12 protein-coding genes, 1 tRNA gene and 1 riboswitch are annotated in these 15,908 nt (G+C 60.6%); of the genes, 5 read left to right on the top strand and 8 right to left on the bottom strand.

The genetic code is table 11. The features are described from left to right. Window positions 1-32 precede the first annotated feature (32 nt). Window positions 33-1,211 carry an NADH:flavin oxidoreductase/NADH oxidase gene (locus ACP0KA_RS12490; protein WP_424629095.1) on the bottom strand — a complete coding sequence of 393 codons (1,179 nt, stop codon included), beginning with the start codon at window positions 1,209-1,211 and terminating at the stop codon, window positions 33-35. Between the two features lie 34 nt (window positions 1,212-1,245). After that, window positions 1,246-1,319: transfer RNA gene (locus tag ACP0KA_RS12485), tRNA-Gly, on the bottom strand. Between the two features lie 138 nt (window positions 1,320-1,457). On the opposite strand from ACP0KA_RS12485, the gene ACP0KA_RS12480 reads away from it, so the two are divergent. The 5 genes from ACP0KA_RS12480 (at window position 1,458) to ACP0KA_RS12460 (ending at window position 5,239) form a co-directional block, all read left to right on the top strand. Continuing rightward, window positions 1,458-2,045: a methylated-DNA--[protein]-cysteine S-methyltransferase gene (locus ACP0KA_RS12480; RefSeq protein WP_424629094.1), complete on the top strand. Its 588-nt coding sequence runs from the start codon at window positions 1,458-1,460 to the stop codon at window positions 2,043-2,045. Window positions 2,046-2,054: 9 nt separating this feature from the next. Then, window positions 2,055-2,906 carry a helix-turn-helix transcriptional regulator gene (locus tag ACP0KA_RS12475; protein WP_424629093.1) on the top strand — a complete coding sequence of 284 codons (852 nt, stop codon included), beginning with the start codon at window positions 2,055-2,057 and terminating at the stop codon, window positions 2,904-2,906. A gap of 23 nt (window positions 2,907-2,929) precedes the next feature. Next, a complete protein-coding gene (locus tag ACP0KA_RS12470) occupies window positions 2,930-3,286 on the top strand; it encodes a VOC family protein (RefSeq protein ID WP_424629092.1) in 357 nt (118 codons plus the stop codon). Window positions 3,287-3,308: 22 nt separating this feature from the next. Beyond that, entirely contained in the window at window positions 3,309-3,704 is a 396-nt protein-coding gene (locus ACP0KA_RS12465; RefSeq protein ID WP_424629091.1) for an SRPBCC family protein, read from the top strand. A gap of 326 nt (window positions 3,705-4,030) precedes the next feature. Next, complete coding sequence (locus tag ACP0KA_RS12460; RefSeq protein ID WP_424629090.1) at window positions 4,031-5,239, top strand: EAL domain-containing protein; 1,209 nt, start codon at window positions 4,031-4,033, stop codon at window positions 5,237-5,239. Between the two features lie 130 nt (window positions 5,240-5,369). On the opposite strand, the gene ACP0KA_RS12455 is transcribed toward ACP0KA_RS12460, so the two are convergent. From ACP0KA_RS12455 to ACP0KA_RS12430, 6 genes are all read right to left on the bottom strand, one after another. Continuing rightward, window positions 5,370-6,830 (bottom strand): MATE family efflux transporter, encoded by a 1,461-nt coding sequence (locus ACP0KA_RS12455; RefSeq protein ID WP_424629089.1) that lies wholly within the window; start codon window positions 6,828-6,830, stop codon window positions 5,370-5,372. Between the two features lie 128 nt (window positions 6,831-6,958). Next, window positions 6,959-8,662, bottom strand: coding sequence for an acyl-CoA dehydrogenase family protein (locus tag ACP0KA_RS12450; RefSeq protein WP_424631576.1), 1,704 nt, complete (start codon window positions 8,660-8,662; stop codon window positions 6,959-6,961). A gap of 278 nt (window positions 8,663-8,940) precedes the next feature. Then, on the bottom strand, window positions 8,941-9,375 hold the full coding sequence (locus ACP0KA_RS12445; protein ID WP_424629088.1) for a 6,7-dimethyl-8-ribityllumazine synthase: 435 nt from the start codon (window positions 9,373-9,375) through the stop codon (window positions 8,941-8,943). Between the two features lie 77 nt (window positions 9,376-9,452). Then, window positions 9,453-9,597: riboswitch (FMN riboswitch) on the bottom strand. A gap of 93 nt (window positions 9,598-9,690) precedes the next feature. Next, window positions 9,691-12,855 (bottom strand): efflux RND transporter permease subunit, encoded by a 3,165-nt coding sequence (locus ACP0KA_RS12440; protein ID WP_424629087.1) that lies wholly within the window; start codon window positions 12,853-12,855, stop codon window positions 9,691-9,693. A gap of 42 nt (window positions 12,856-12,897) precedes the next feature. Next, the gene (locus tag ACP0KA_RS12435) at window positions 12,898-14,136 is read right to left on the bottom strand and encodes an efflux RND transporter periplasmic adaptor subunit (protein WP_424629086.1); all 1,239 of its coding nucleotides are present in this window, start codon (window positions 14,134-14,136) and stop codon (window positions 12,898-12,900) included. 644 nt (window positions 14,137-14,780) lie between these two features. Next, window positions 14,781-15,887, bottom strand: coding sequence for a 2'-deoxycytidine 5'-triphosphate deaminase (locus tag ACP0KA_RS12430; RefSeq protein ID WP_424629085.1), 1,107 nt, complete (start codon window positions 15,885-15,887; stop codon window positions 14,781-14,783). Window positions 15,888-15,908: the final 21 nt, after the last annotated feature.

Here is a 15,908-nt window from a genome sequence, read left to right as displayed (position 1 = left end):
CCGCCTACCCAGGAATGCGAGCGAAGCGTGGCCTAAATCCTGCGGAACGGCAACGCCGGCCCGCTGAGCTTGCGAAGCCCCGGCTCACGCCGCTCCAGCCACCAGCCATACTGCTTGGGCCAGGACTCGAACGTGCCGTCGCCGATCTCGCCATTCGACTGGCGTAGCGCGAGTTCGGCATGCAGAGGCCAGTTCGGGTCGAACAGCGCCTCGCGGCCCACGGCAACGAGATCGGTCTTCCCCTCAGCGACAATGTCCTCTGCCTGCTGCGGGTGAAGGATCAGTCCCACGGCCATGGTGGTCACCTTGGTTTCGCGGCGAATGTCCTCGGCGAACGGCACCTGAAAGCTATAGCCACGCGGAATGCGCGCAGCGGTGGCCGATCCCATCAAGCCGCCGGACGAGCAATCGATCACGTCCGCCCCGCGCGCCTGGGCCTCACGCACGAATGCGATCGAGTCCGCGATATCCAGCCCGCCATCGAGGCCGTCGACCGATGAAATGCGCACAAACAGCGGACGCTCTTTCGGCCAGACAGAGCGCACGGTCTCGATGATCTCGAGCGGATATTTCATGCGGCCGGCGCGGTCCCCGCCATAGGAATCGTTGCGCTGATTTGACAACGGTGAGAGGAATTCGTGCAGCAGGTAGCCGTGGGCGCAATGGATCTCGAGCACTTCGAAATTCGCTTCGACCGCCCGCAGCGTCGCAAGGCGCCAGTCCTCGCGCAGCTTTGTCAGGTCCGCGTCGGTCAGCTCATGCGGCATCAGCCAGCCTTCATCCATCGCAATGGCGGAGGGCGCGACGATGGTCCACGGCAGATCGCCGCGCGCGTGATCCTCAGCATTCAGCGCGGCATTGCCGAACCAGGGCCGCTGCATGCTGGCCTTGCGGCCCGCGTGGGCGAGCTGGATCGCGGGGATCGACCCGTTGGCGCGGATAAACGCGGTGATGCGCTTCAGCGGCGCGACCTGGCTATCGGTCCAGAGTCCAAGATCGCCGTGGGTGATGCGCCCTTCCGCGACGACGGCCACGGCCTCGGTCATCACAATGCCGGCCCCACCCTGCGCGAACTTGCCGAGGTGAACCATGTGCCAGTCATTGGCCACGCCATCGTCCGCCGAGTACTGACACATCGGCGAGATCACGATCCTGTTTTTGGCGGTCACGTTGCGAAGCGTGATGGGCGTGAACAATTGCGGCTGCGACATCAGGCCTCTTCCGGAGATGACATGAGGGGGAAATTGGAGCGGGCGAAGGGAATCGAACCCTCGTATGCAGCTTGGGAAGCTGCCGTTCTGCCATTGAACTACGCCCGCGTTGGGGTGACCTTAGCCATACCCTGTGCGATGCCGCAAGATGGTTCCCATAGCAGATTTCGGGTGGCAGATAACATACAAAAGCGCAAGATTCTCCAAGTTCGATCATGACAAGCCATGTTATCGCGGAGGCACATCATGACACCCGGTATTGCACTGTTTGACACGGACATTGGCCGCTGTGGCGTCGCCTGGGGCGAATACGGACTTCTTGGCGTGCAGTTGCCGGAAACAAACGACGCCCAAACCCGTGCGCGCATCCAGCAAAAAGCGCCCGGCGCCCAGGAAACCTCACCACCGGCCGACGTTCAGCGCGCCTGCGACGCCATGGCGCGCCTGCTCAAGGGTGAGAAAAGCGACCTGTCCTTCATCAGGGTCGATATGAGCCACCTGCCGGAGTTCAACCGTAGCGTCTATGACGTCGCGCGGACCATCGCGCCGGGCGAGACCCTGACCTATGGCGATATTGCCGTGCGGCTGGGCGACAAACTGCTATCCCGCTCGATCGGCCAGGCCCTCGGACAAAATCCATTTCCGATTGTCATTCCCTGCCACCGTGTGCTGGCGGCCAACGGCAAGACCGGCGGCTTTTCGGCCAATGGCGGCGTAACGACCAAGTTCCGGATGCTGGCCATTGAGGGTGCGACGATTGCGCAGAAGGACGAAGACAGTCCGATGCTGTTCGATCCAGGCCTGTCGATTGCTCCGCGCCGGCAGCGACGATAACATTGCCGCATGCAGGTCCGGCCGCTGTTTCAAAGCGAATGTCTGTCTGTGGTCGACTACCGGTGCAGCATGGGGCCGGACGATACGCCGTTCGTCGAGCAGCATCGCTGTCATTCGCTGTCGTATGTCCGAAAGGGCAGCTTTGGTTATGACAGCCGAGGATGTTCCCATGACCTGGTCGCCGGATCGGTCATGGTCGGCCACATGGGCGATGAATACGTTTGTTCGCATGAACATTACGCGTGCGGCGACGAGTGCCTGTCGTTTCAACTGAGCTCAGCATTTGCCGATGACATTGGCCTCAGCCAGAACGCGTTGCGGATCGGTTGCGCGCCGCCTCTCCCTGAGTTGATGATCTATGGCGAACTCGCGCAGGCAGCAGGGTGTGGCGAGAACGACATCGGCGTCGACGAAGCCGCCATTCTGTTTGTCACCCGCTTCCTGGAATCCATTTCGGCAAAATCCAAACGCGCGACCACGGTACCGGCGCGCGACCGTCGCCGCGCCGTTGAAAGCGCGATGTGGATCGACGACAACAGCGATCAGCCTCTGGATCTCGAGACCACTGCAAAAGCCGCGGGAGTAAGTTCATTCCACTTCCTGCGGTTGTTTTCGAATGTGCTCGGCGTCACGCCGCATCAGTATCTGGTCCGCGCCCGGTTGCGTCACGCGGCGCGGCTGCTCGCCGACGATACCCGCTCCGTCACCGACATTGCCTTTGATGTCGGGTTTGGTGACCTGTCGAACTTCGTGCGAACGTTTCACCGTGCCGCCGGCGTCTCACCCCGACGGTTCCGCGAGGCCGCACGCGGCGATCGCAAGATTCTCCAAGATCGATTGCAGGCCTGCGCCGTAGGGTAATCTCCATCACAATGGAGATACCCATGTACGATCATATCGGACTCAAGGTCAGAGACCTCGACGCCAGCATCAAGTTCTATACCGCGGCGCTTGCTCCACTCGGCCACGTGCTTTGCTCGCGTGACGACAGCGGTGCGGGCTTCGGACCGAAGGATGCGCCTGCGCTGTGGCTGCATCTTTCCGATGCGGCCAAGGGCGGCGCGCATGTGGCATTCCGCGCCACCGATCACGACGCCGTCAAAGCCTTTCATGCTGGCGGCCTCAAGGCGGGCGGGCGCGACAATGGCGGCGCGGGTCCGCGCGCGGATTACAGCCCGACCTACTATGCGGCATTCCTGATCGACCCGGACGGCAACAACATTGAAGCCGTCTGCGCTTAACGCCGCGTCGAAGGAGAATATCATGGCATCAATCCACAAAGAGATTTTCGTTGAAGCTCCTTCGCATGAGGTCTGGGATGCAGTCCGCGATTTCGACGCGGTCCACACGCGTCTCGCGCCCGGCTTCGTCACCGACGCCAAGAAGGACGGCGACGCGCGTGTCGTGACGTTTGCGAACGGTACGGTGGCGCGCGAAATATTCGTCGACTGCGACGATACAAGGCGGCGGCTCGTCTACGCCATCGTTAATGAACGGATCACGCAACACAGCGCGTCGATCCAGATCTTTGATGAAGGCAATGGACGCTGCAAGTTCGTCTGGACCGTCGACCTGCTGCCGAACAGCATCGCGCCTTACATTGATTCGCAAATGGACCTCGCTGTGACGGCAATGAAGGCGAAACTTGACCACAGGTGATAACGCCCTCTGTGGAAAAATCGAATTATGGGACGGCCGGATTGTTCAAGAATCGAACACACAAATCGACGTATCGCGCGTCGAAATTGTCCTTGCTCGCGCATGCGCACACGGCTTTTGAATCAGCGAGCAACGATTTCTGAAACCAAATGACGGGCTTATCGTACACCGGTGTGACGCAGAAGATTTTAAACTCGCGATCGATAAAATTTTAGTTTCTATCGCGCGTTTAACCTTACCCAACTATTCAATCTACCGTTCCAAAGATTTCATATTTGCAACCTTCGTCGCAGCGATAGTTTCGCTCGGGGGTACGGAGGTGGCGAATGAGAAGACAAAAGTCGGTACAGGTAGAACGGGTTGCGACCTTCGGTCAGCGCAAGGTCGCTCCGCGCGTTTGCATTGCCGACGGCAAGAAGCACATCCGCACATTTTTGGGTGAGGCTCTCGAAGAGCTCGGCTTCATCACCTGTGAGTGCGCGGCTGTAACCGAACTGTCATCGGTTCTGAAGGAGCAACTGCCCGATCTGATCGTCCTGGGACTGCCTGCGGATGGCACCGAGGCGGGGCTGATGCTGAAAACTCTGGTCGAGCATGAGTATGACGGCAAGGTGCTGCTGATCGGCCCGAAGAATTCCATTATCGTCACGGCTGTCCGCCAGCTTGGCGAAGAGTTCGGCGTGACCATGCTGCCGCCGCTTGCCACGCCGTTCAGCGCGGATGGCTTGCGCTCGAGCGTTGCCCTGTTACTTCCGGCCCAGACGCCGCCAAGTCCCGCAGTCGATGTCGCAGAGGCGCTCAAGGCCGGCTGGCTGGAACTGTGGTATCAGCAAAAGATCGACGTCCACACGCTCGCGCCGCGCGGCGCCGAGGCGCTTGTTCGCTTGCGTCACCCGACGTGGGGCGTGGTGCCGCCAGCGTATTTCATTCCTGACGACCGCGATCCGAACTTCACCGCGCTTTCCGAATTCGTCATCAAGCGCGCGCTCAATGACTGGCATTACTTTATCGGCCAGCATGGACCGGTCGATATCGCCATCAATCTGCCGATCAGCTTCCTGGAAGATCCGGCTTCGGTCGGAAAACTATGCCGAATGATTCCGGATCATCCGGCGTTTGGTGGATTGACCGTCGAAGTCAAAAGCACCGAGATCATTCAGAATCTCGATCTTGCGCTCGATGCCGCCAAGCGATTGCGATTCCACAACATCGCGATCTCGATTGACGATCTCGGAGTGGACTGGCCATCGCTGATGGACGTCGCAAATTTCCCGTTCGTCGAGATCAAAGTCGACAGGGAATTCGTGACCGGCTGCGCCGATAACCGGCTGAAGCAGACCGTCTGCCGCCGCATCGTCGAGCTTGCAAAACACGCCGGCGTCCGCACCGTTGCCAAGGGCGTGGAAACACGAGCCGATCTCGTCGCCATTCACGAGATGGGTTTCGATCTGGCGCAGGGATATCTGTTCGGCAAGCCCGTCAACGCCAAGAAGTTTGCGCGCGCCGCGCTGGCTCGCCCGGTGACCGTGGAATAGGACGAATTAATCCGCGGCTCTAGTGGAGCGGATTTGACGTTCGCTAACCTGCCTGCTGCGAATTCGTGATGCGAACGTCAAATCCCAAAGCTCCACTAGAATCTTATATTTTGCTGGTGGTCTTTCGATTCTAACGTTCGCCAGAGTGCCCGCCGGGACGGGATGCGAACGTTAGAATCGGACCACCAGGTCCCCAATTCGTGAAACGAACAGCCGCCGTAGCAAGCACCCCGAGCAGGACCATGGACGCGGCCGCGAGCCAGAAAAACTGCGCGGCGGTCGCTCCTCGCGACGACAGCCACCAGCCGCCGGCAATGATGAAAGCCAGCCGCGCGGTTTGCGCAAGAACCGGTCCGAGCACCTTCGCGGCCCCTTGCGACGAGAAGTAGAGCGAAATCGACAAGCCGATGAATGCGAACAGAGGCGCGGCCGTCGACAAATACTGTCGGCTCGCCGCGCGCACGGCGGCATTGTCGGTGAAGATGTTGACCCAGATATCAGGAAAGACAGCGAAGAAGCCGCCGACGCATCCCACCGCCGCAAACGAAACGCCGCCGGCCATCCACGCGATGCGCCGCGCGCGGGCCACGCGACCCGCGCCGATGGCCATGCCGATCATCGGCACGGACGCAATGCCCACGGCGAACGCGACCGATGTCAGCATGAACTCCAACCGCGCGCCGATGCCATATCCCGCCAGGATTTCGGTGCCCAAAGCGGCCAGCAGGTGTGTGAAGATCGTGACGGTGAGGACCACCTGCAACGGCGAGAAGCAGGCAATGGCTCCAACCTGGAGGATGTCATAGAACATCGCGCGCTGAAATCGGAAGCCCTTGAAGCTCGGCTTCACGCGGCTTCGTCCTGACAGCAGATACCAGGCCATGATGGAAGCGCCGAGCGAAAACGCAATCAGCGTTCCCGCCGCAACGCCGCGCATTCCGAACTGCGGAATTGGCCCCAGGCCGAGACCCAGAATGCCTCCGAGCACAATCTGGAAGAGCGCGGAGTTGAGAATGACGGCGGACGGCAGCTTCATGTTACCGGTCCCGCGTATCAGAGCCGCCAGCGTGTTCATCACCCATAGGATGACGGCGCCACCGAAGAAAATCTGCGAGTAGCCGATGGCCTCGCTCAAGACACGCCCCTGCCCGCCCAACATCGCAAGAAGCCGCGGCCCGAAGATCAGCATGCTGCTCATGAACACGAGGCCGAAACAGATGCCGATCATCAAGGCATGCACAGCCAGGGCAGCCGCACGATCGGTATCATTGGCGCCTAGCGCGCGTGCGATCGAGGAGGCCACGCTGCCGCCCATGGCCCCGCCAGACATCGTCATCATCAGAATGACAAACGGAAACACCAGCGCCATCGCCGCGAGCGGCTCGACTCCCAGCCGCCCGATGTAGGAGGTTTCAGCGATCGCCACGCAGGTGCCGGCGGTCAGCGCCACCACATTGGGCGCGGCAAGCCACAGCAAGGTGCGCAGGATGGGGCCGTCCAGCAACGGATTTTTAACCGGGTCCTTGATGCGCGGCAGCGGCGGCTTGTCGCCCGCCGCCACAGGTATCTCGGCAACACCGATCTCGGACATGCGCTCCCTCGGACGGCGTTTTTGTTATGTCGCGAGCCGTCTTGTCTGAAAAGGCATAACATCGAATTTCTGCGGAACAAGACGCGCACCACGCATAGGGCTTCCGCATTGGCGCAGCCGCGACCGCTTCATGCAGCTGTCAGCGCCTCCGTCACATCCCCCATGCTGCAAGGTTGGCTTCCCAACAACCGATCGGCGAGTTTGCCTTCGTCTCCGGACAGCACGGCAAAGGGATCCTGCGCGGTCAAGCGGTGGTCGACCACGAGCCGCGACAACAGAAGTCGCTTGGCATCGCCGCGGGTGGCGTGAATTTTCGCACCTTCCCATGCGAACGAAACCGCGCTGGCAACGTGATAGAGCGTGCTGGTGGCGCGGCGCGCATCGGCTTCGTTTTCGGATCGGCCGGCCACCTCGCGGGCAAAGCCGATGGCCTTGTCCGTCAGCCCCCGCAGACGATCGCGCCAGGCTTGCGGCACACCCGCGGCATCATCAATCCGCGCGTGAAGATCAGCAGCCAGCGCCGCTTCCGCGCCATGGCGGCCAACGGCGCGTTTCAGCGCATCGAGCGCGACGATGTTGCCGGTGCCTTCCCAGATCGAACCGAGATGAGCGTCACGCAGCAGCCGCGGCGTGGCGAATTCCTCGATGTAGCCGATGCCGCCGCGCATCTCGAGCGCATCACCGCAGACTTTGCGCGCATCACGGGTGGCGCGGTATTTCAGCGTCGGCGTCAGCACCCGCAGCAGCGCCGCCGCATCCTGGCTCCCCGCCTCGGCACGATCCAGCGCATCCGCAGTGAGAAAGCTGAGCGAGACGGCCTGCTCCGTCGCCAGCATGATCTTCATGAGCTGTCGGCGCGCCAGCGGCAGGTCGACGATGCGGTGGCCGAACACCACGCGATTATTGGCAACAGTGTTTGCATCGTGATGGGCGCGACGCATCAGCGCCGCCGACTTCACACCATTGGAGAGGCGCGACCAGTTGACCATCTCGGCCATCTGCACGAAGCCGCGATCAAGACGGCCGACTGCATAGGCAATCGCACCTTCAAGCTTGATCTCGCCGGACGCCATCGAACGGGTGCCGAGCTTATCCTTGAGACGGACGATGCGGTAATGGTTCGGCGAACCGTCATCGAGCCGTCGCGGCATCAGAAACAAGCCGACACCGCGCGTGCCATCGACCGCGCCTTGCGGCCGCGCCAGCAGCATCACCACTTCCGCATCCGCGTTGGAGCAGAACCATTTCTCGCCGTGCAGCCGCCAGTGATTGCCCTCCTGCACGGCGACTGTTGTCAGCTTCCCGACATCGGAGCCGCCCTCTTTTTCCGTCATGAACTGCCCACCCTGGGTGAGCTTCGTCATGTCGGTTTGAGTCAAGCCATCGAGATATTTCGCCTTAAGCGCGTCGTCGCCGAAACGCGACAGCAATCGCGCCGCGCCATCGGTGACGTTGATCGGGCAACCAAGCCCGAACTCGGCCTGGTTGAACAAAAACGTAAAGGCATGCTTCGCCACCGCTGGATAAGTATCTGCCCATCCGAGGATGCCCTTGCGGTGCGACATCGCGTGGATACCGAACTCACCGTAAGCCGCGCGTTCAAGCTCGCGATAGGCGGGATGATACTCGATCCACTGCCGGTCGTTCCCGAACCGGTCCCGCTGATGCAGGACAGGTCCATGTTTATCTGCGAGACGTGCACATTCATCGAGATGACCGCCCGCAAGCGCGCCGAGGCGATCGAGATGCGGCTCGATATGGCGGAACAGGTGATCTGGAAGATGAACCCGCAGCAAATCCGCCAGCACCGGATCGGCACGATAGAAATTCATGCCCGAGGTATCGGGTGCAATCAGACCAAATTCCGATCGCGGCTTTGCAGCAGGGATATCGGATGTTCTGGCTGAAGCGTTTGCGACTGGCGTCATGACCTTCCTTCCCATCATCCGCTATTTTCGGGAATGATCCGGCATTTGAACGGCGACGGCAAGCGCCGCTCCGCCGCATTGGGTGCACAGGTTGGAATGCCTGCTATCTCGACATTCCCGCGGCAATCTATGAAGCAACAAGGCAGACAGGGGATGGAGCCGTGCCATCCCCTGGATGTCATTTATGCAGCGATCGACTGGCGCGCGCGTCCGATCATCAACGCGGCTCTCGCGGCCTCACGTCCCTTCTCGACAAAGTGTGCCCGGTAAATCTGAATGTGGTGCTCGGTATCCTGGAACTGGTGAGGCGTGAGCGACACCGACAAGACCGGCACTCCTGTATCCATTCCCGCGCGCATGAGGCCATCCACGACGGCCTGGGCAACGAATTCGTGGCGATAGATTCCACCGTCGACAACAAAAGCCGCGGCGGCCACGGCCGCATATTTCCCTGTCGCTGCAAGATCGCGCGCAAGCAGCGGCATTTCGAACGCGCCGGGAACGTCATACACATCGACGTCTTTGGCGGGGATGAGCTCGCAAAAGCCCTCAAGCGCGCGATTGACGATGTCCGCGTGCCAATTGGCTTTGATGAAGGCATACCGGGTGGGTGTCATTGTGATCTCCTTTGCTAGTGACACGTCACCCAAGGCGATCACGCGCGGCCTGACTGTCCGATCGGACAGCAGTCACCACCCGTTCTCTTTCATCCGGACTGTGACCGTCGGCTCAGGCGTCTCACCTGATCTGCTGACCCTTCCAATGGAAGGCGCTCGCGGGCTCGCAACATAAAGCTGCATACCGCCGGTGGGGAATTTCGCCCCGCCCTGAGAACACCAACACAGTAGGCGTGGAATTGCAGCTTTGACAATGGCCGGACAGCCGTGCCGCCATTCGGATTCGAAGGTGCTGTTTCGCGCAGCGGAAGAGCCTCACTTTGGCGCATGGACCACGTCCGCGGGCTGACTTGCTTTCCGGCCAAATCTGCGGACCACGGTATAAAACGCCGGCGTGAACAGGAGACCGAAACCTGTCACGCCCAGCATGCCCGAGAAAACAGCGGTCCCCAGCGACTGCCGCATCTCGGCGCCCGCGCCGGTGGCCACGACGAGCGGGGCGACGCCGAGAATAAATGCGAGCGACGTCATAAGAATGGGCCGGAGCCTGGTCCGCGCGGCCATGACAGCCGCGTCGCCGGGGGTCGCGCCATGCTCTTCGGCCTGTCGTGCAAATTCGACGATCAGAATCGCGTTCTTCGCCGCGAGGCCCACCAAAACAACGAAACCAATCTGTGCCAGGATGTCGATGGGTAAGCCACGCAGTCCCAGACCCGTAACCGATGCGAGCAGGCACATTGGCACGATCATGACCACTGCAAGCGGCAGCTTCCAGTTCTCATACTGAGCCGCGAGCACCAGAAAGACGAACAGGGCTGCCGCGCCGAAGATGAGCAGGGACGACGTTCCAGGTTGCTGTTGCTGGAAGGCCAGGTCGGTCCACTCGAAGCCGATGCCGGGCGGCAGAACCTGATGGGCGAGCTCTTCCATCCTCTGCAGCGCCGTGCCTGTCGCAACGCCCGGCCTCGCTACTCCCATGATTTCGGCCGCAGGGAAAAGATCGTATCGCGGCACTCGGTACGGAGCGTTCTCGTATTTGAACTTGGCCACGGTCCCAATAGGTACCATTTCGCCGGCTGTGTTCCGCGTCTTGAGCCGTGAGATATCTTCCGGATCGCGTCTAAAGCCGCCATCGGCCTGCGCAATCACCTGATACGTTCTGCCAAGATAATTGAAGTCGTTGACGTACTGAGAGCCCAGATAAACCTGCAGCGTCGAAAACACGTCCGTCGGAGTCAGGCCGACTTTCTCAGCTCTCTCGCGATCGATATCCGCGTAGATTGACGGGGCACCGATGTTGAACAGGGTAAAGACGCCTGCGAAGCTCGGGTCCTTGTTGGCCGCCCCGACGAGCGCCTGAGCCGCTTTTGCGAGCGCGGCTGAACCAAGCCCGGCGCGATCCTGCAGCATCATCTTGAAACCGCCGGCGGTGCCGAGGCCCTGTACCGGCGGCGGCGGAATGGTCAGGACATAGGCATCCTGTATCACAGACAGGCGCTTGCGCAGATCCTCCAGCACGGTGTTCGCCGTGACGCCTTTGACATCATGGTTATAAAGGGACGGCAATGCCGAAAAAATCGTTCCGGCGTTAGAGGCTACAGTGAAGGTCGTCGCGTCCAGGCCGGCGAAAGGCGCAACATGTTCGACGCCTGGCGTGGTCATGATGATGTCGATCGCCTTCTTAACGACGGCTTCAGTGCGATCCAGTGTCGCTCCCGGCGGCAGTTGCACAACGGAAATGAGGTAGCCCTGGTCTTGCTCCGGAATGAACCCCGTCGGCGTACGGGCAAACTGAAAGCCGGCGATGCCGATCAGCGCCGCATAAGCCACCAGGACGACGCCAGTCACTTGAACGAGGCGCTGCGTCATGCGCCCATAGCTCGTCGACAACCATTCGAATCCGAAATTGAACTTGTCGAATCCCGCCTGCACCAAGCGACGAACGCCGGAGGAACGAGTCTTGTGGCCCGGCTCGTGCGCCTTGAACAGAACCGCGCAGAGTGCCGGACTCAAAGTCAGTGAGACGAAACAGGAGATCAACGTCGACGCTGCGATCGTCACGGCAAACTGGCGGAAGAACAGGCCGGAAATTCCCGACAGGAATGCTGACGGCACGAACACGGCGCAAAGCGTCAGCGCAATCGCAATCAGCGCTCCGCCCACCTCGTCCATCGTGACATGGGCCGCCTTTGCAGGCGTCATCCCGCGCTCCAGATTCCGTTCGACGTTTTCGACCACGACGATGGCGTCGTCGACGACGATGCCTACCGCAAGTACCAGCCCGAACAGCGAAAGATTGTTGAGGGAGATCCCGACCGCGTAGAGAATGGTGAACGTGCCGACGAGAGACACGGGGATCGCAATCACCGGAATAATCGCGGCGCGCCAACTCTGGAGAAAGAGGAAGACCACGCCCACAACCAGAAGAATCGCAACGAAGATCGTCGTGATGACTTCGTCGACGGATTTTCCGACAAATATGGTCGGATCGTAGATAACTTTATAGGCGACGCCGGGCGGGAATTCCTTCGAGAGCGTCTCCATGCTCGACAGAACTTCGTGCTCCACGGTCAGAGAATTGGCGCCAGGCTGGGCGAAAATAAGCAGTGGGAGGCCCGGCCCGCGGTCCAAAAATGCCGTCGAGCCATAGTCCGCCGCACCGACTTCAACGCGGCCCACGTCGCGGATGCGGGTCACGCGCCCCTGTGAATCGGCTTTGAGCACGATGGCGCCGAATTGTTCCGGCGTAGCGAGCCGCCCTAGCGTCTGCACGTTGAGCTGATAGGCCTGATCCGAGGCGACCGGGGGCTGGTTGAGGACGCCGGCCGAGACCTGAACGTTCTGTGCTCGCAGCGCTGCGAGGACTTCGCCGGCGCTCAAATTGTGAGCCGCGACCTTGTCCGGATCGAGCCAAATGCGCATCGCGTATTCGCGCGCGCCCTGAAATTGCACATCGCCGACGCCGGGCAGCCGCGCCAGCACGTCCTTTACGTGCAGTGTCGCATAGTTCGACAAATACAGGGTGTCACGCGAACTGTCCGGCGAATAGAGGTGAACCGCCAAAAGAATGTTGGGCGTTGACTTCCTCACCTGCACCCCAAGGCGCTGGACGTCTTCCGGCAATCGGGGGAGCGCGTCCTGAACGCGATTTTGCGTCAGCATCTGCGCGACGTTGAGGTCGGTCCCAATCCGGAACGTCACCGTTACCGTGAGCTTGCCGTCACCGGTCGATTGGCTGGTCATGTACAGCATATTCTCGACGCCGTTGATCTGCTGTTCAAGCGGTGTCGCAACCGTCCGCGAGACCGTCTCGGCGGAGGCGCCTGGGTAGGTGGTCGTGACCTGAACCGTGGGAGGTACGATTTCCGGATACTGGGCGACAGGCAGAATGTAGAGCGCACCAAGTCCGATCAAGGTGACGAAGACGCTCAGTACGGTAGCAAATATAGGTCTATCGATAAAAATGTGTGCGACGCGCATGGGATGGTTCCTGTTTCGGACTCAAGCTTCAGCCTTGAAGCTTCAGCCTTGGCCGTCGGCAGTTGCGTCGTAATGGATCGCACCATGTTGGGGCACGACTTTCCCGCCTGGCATAGCGCGCACCAATCCGTCGATGACGACGCGATCGTCCGGTTTGAGGCCGGATCGGATCACCCGCAGGCCGCCTCTGATATCCCCCGTCTGCACGATCTTCGGCACCACGGTCCCGTCCGAAGAAACCGTCATGACAAGGTGTTGCGATTGATCGAGCACCAGAGCCGAATCCGGCAAGAGGAGAGCCTGCGTGGGTGCAGAGACAGCCACACGAAGCCGCGCGAATTGACCAGGCGCGAGAAACAAATCGGAATTTGGCACGGTAGCTCGGGCGTGGATCGTTCCGCTTGAGCGATCGAGAGCGTTGTCGACGAAATCGAGGGTACCTCGCCGTTTGAAATTGGTCTCGTCACTCAGGCCAAAAGCGACGTTGTCTGCGAGCGGGCCCGGATGGCGGGCACGTTCGCGTGAAAATGCCAGGTAGTCGGATTCACTCATGTCAAAGTCGAGATAGAGCGGATCGAGCGAAACCAGCGTCGCAAGCAGGGTGGTCGGGCTGACGGCCGCTCGGCTGCCGGCGATCAGGTCGCCGATCGAGACCTGGCGGGCGCCGATGCGTCCGGTAAAAGGCGCCGTAACCCGGGTATATTCGAGGTCCAGCTGGGCATCCTGGATGCGGGATTTGGCGTCTTCCACCGCTGCCTCGGAGGCATGCTTTTCATTGATACGTTGATCGACCGTTTCCTGGGTCGCAAAATTCTCACGCCGAAGCGATTGCGAACGTGAGAGCTGGTTGTTCGCCAACGCGACTCGCGCCTCCGCGGTGTGGAGCTGGGCGTTGGCCTGCTCAAGCTTGATTTGGTATGGACGCGGATCGATCACGAAAAGAAGGTCGCCCTTGTGTACGATTTGCCCATCTTTGAAATGAATTTCGGTGAGGACACCTCCGACCTGAGCCCGCAACTCCACGCGGTCGATCGCAGAAAACTGTCCAAGAAATCCGAGCCGTGAATCGACATCTCGCCGCAAGGGTTCGCTGACCGTTACCGGTAGTGCTCCCACTTGTTGGGGCGGTGCCGCGTTTTCATTTTTGTAGTGGGAGAATGCGAAGTAACCGAGCGCTAGAACGACAAGTGCCGCGGCTATGCTCCAGAATTTCCAACGTCGCTGCGGGGTCGAGGAACCTTCTGCATTTTCGATCTCCACGCGATTGCTGATTTGATCCATGGACCGTCCATACCTTTCTGGATGACGTTTCTCGTTCGGAGACCTCTTTCAGTAAGTGCCGATCCGATTTTTCACTCGCGACGTTTGCCGTTGATTCCGAAAACCTCAGTTCTCCGACGCGCGTCGCCGGCACGGCATCGACCGATGCGCTCGTAGCAAGCTGGATCTCGCCGAGCAGATCGGTCTGCGGCTCGTGCCCAGTCCGGGCGCATGCGGCGACTCAAGATCCGGGCGACTTTGCCGTCTTGTTGCGTGGCGCTGATGAGCGGCGAATACGATCGAGAATGCATAACTCGTGAGATGTGACAGGTCATCTCGCGATCCCCTGCGATGACAACATCAGCGATGAAGTGAAGCAGTCGTGCTACGAGTTGATGCCGTTTTCCCAAAGACACGTTACAGATGTAGCGTTCGGGGAGATATCCCGGACGGGTCCTCAGCGGAGGCGGGTATAGATTCGGTTGTTGGCGGCTTGAATACCGCGCTCGAAGACTGGTCGATTCCCCCGGAAGAACCAGTCCCTCTCAGCAAGAGCGCATACGCTTGGCATTTCTCGAGCCAACAGCGTGCAGAACGCGTTGACGCCATTCGCGGACATACACGCTCTGCGGACGAACTATGTTTTAATCTGCAACAATGAAGCGTCAGACCCGGAAGTGCTTCGACAGCTTGAGGCCCTGGCCTTGATAGTTCGACGCAATGCGCTGACCGTAGAGCGCATCCGGCCGCCCCAGCATCTTTTCATAGACGAGGCGGCCCACGATCTGCCCGTGCTCGAGAATGAACGGCACCTCGCGTGAACGAACTTCGAGCACCGCGCGCGAACCCTGACCGCCGGCACCGGCATAACCGAAGCCGGGATCGAAGAAGCCCGCATAGTGCACGCGGAATTCACCGACCAATGGGTCGAACGGCACCATCTCGGCAGCGAAATCCGGCGGCACCTGCACCGCTTCCTTGGACGCGAGAATGTAGAACTCACCGGGATCAAGGATCAGGCTGCGGTCCGGCCGCGCGCGGATCGGCTCCCAGAATTCACCGACCGCGTAGGCACTGCGCCGGTCGATATCCACCACGCCGGTGTGGCGCTTGGCCCGATAGCCGACAAACCCATCGGAACCCTCGCCGGACAGATCCACGCTCACCGCGACGCCATTGGCGAGATCGGCATTGTCGATATCGACAAGCCGCTCCTTGGTGTGCAGCGCCTCCAGCTCGTCGCTATCGAGCGTTGGATGCCCCACGCGGAAACGGATCTGCGACAGTCGTGATCCTTCACGCAGCAGCACCGGGAACGTCTTCGGGCTGATCTCCGCATAAAGCGGCCCATGATATCCGGCGCCGATCATATCGAAGCGGCGCGTCCCGTCAGCGATCACGCGCGTGAAAACATCGAGCCGGCCGGTCGAGCTTTTCGGATTGGCCGCAGCGAGAATGTTCGGCGGCAGCGCGAGGCTTTCCAGCAGCGGCACGATATAAACGCAGTTGGTTTCCAGCACCGCGCCGTCGGACAGATCGATCTCGTGCAGCTTCAACTCGTCGATGCGTTCCGCAACCGTCGCGTTCGGTCCCGGCAGGAACGAGGCGCGCACACGATAGGCAATGCTCCCCAAACGCAGGTCGAGGCTCGCCGGCTGGATCTGGCTTTCAACGAAGGGATATTCCGGAAGGATCAGGCCGTCGTCGGCCATCGCCGCAATCATGCGGTCCGGGAGGATACCAGTCGCATCGGGAACGAGCGTAAACGACACTTTTCAGTCCTCGGTTGCCAG

Origin of the sequence: Bradyrhizobium sp. SYSU BS000235 (genome assembly GCF_049747295.1) — a bacterium.
Classification (GTDB): Bacteria; Pseudomonadota; Alphaproteobacteria; order Rhizobiales; family Xanthobacteraceae; genus Afipia.
Note: the sequence above shows the minus strand (reverse complement) of the source record. Positions and strands in the feature narration are given on the sequence as shown.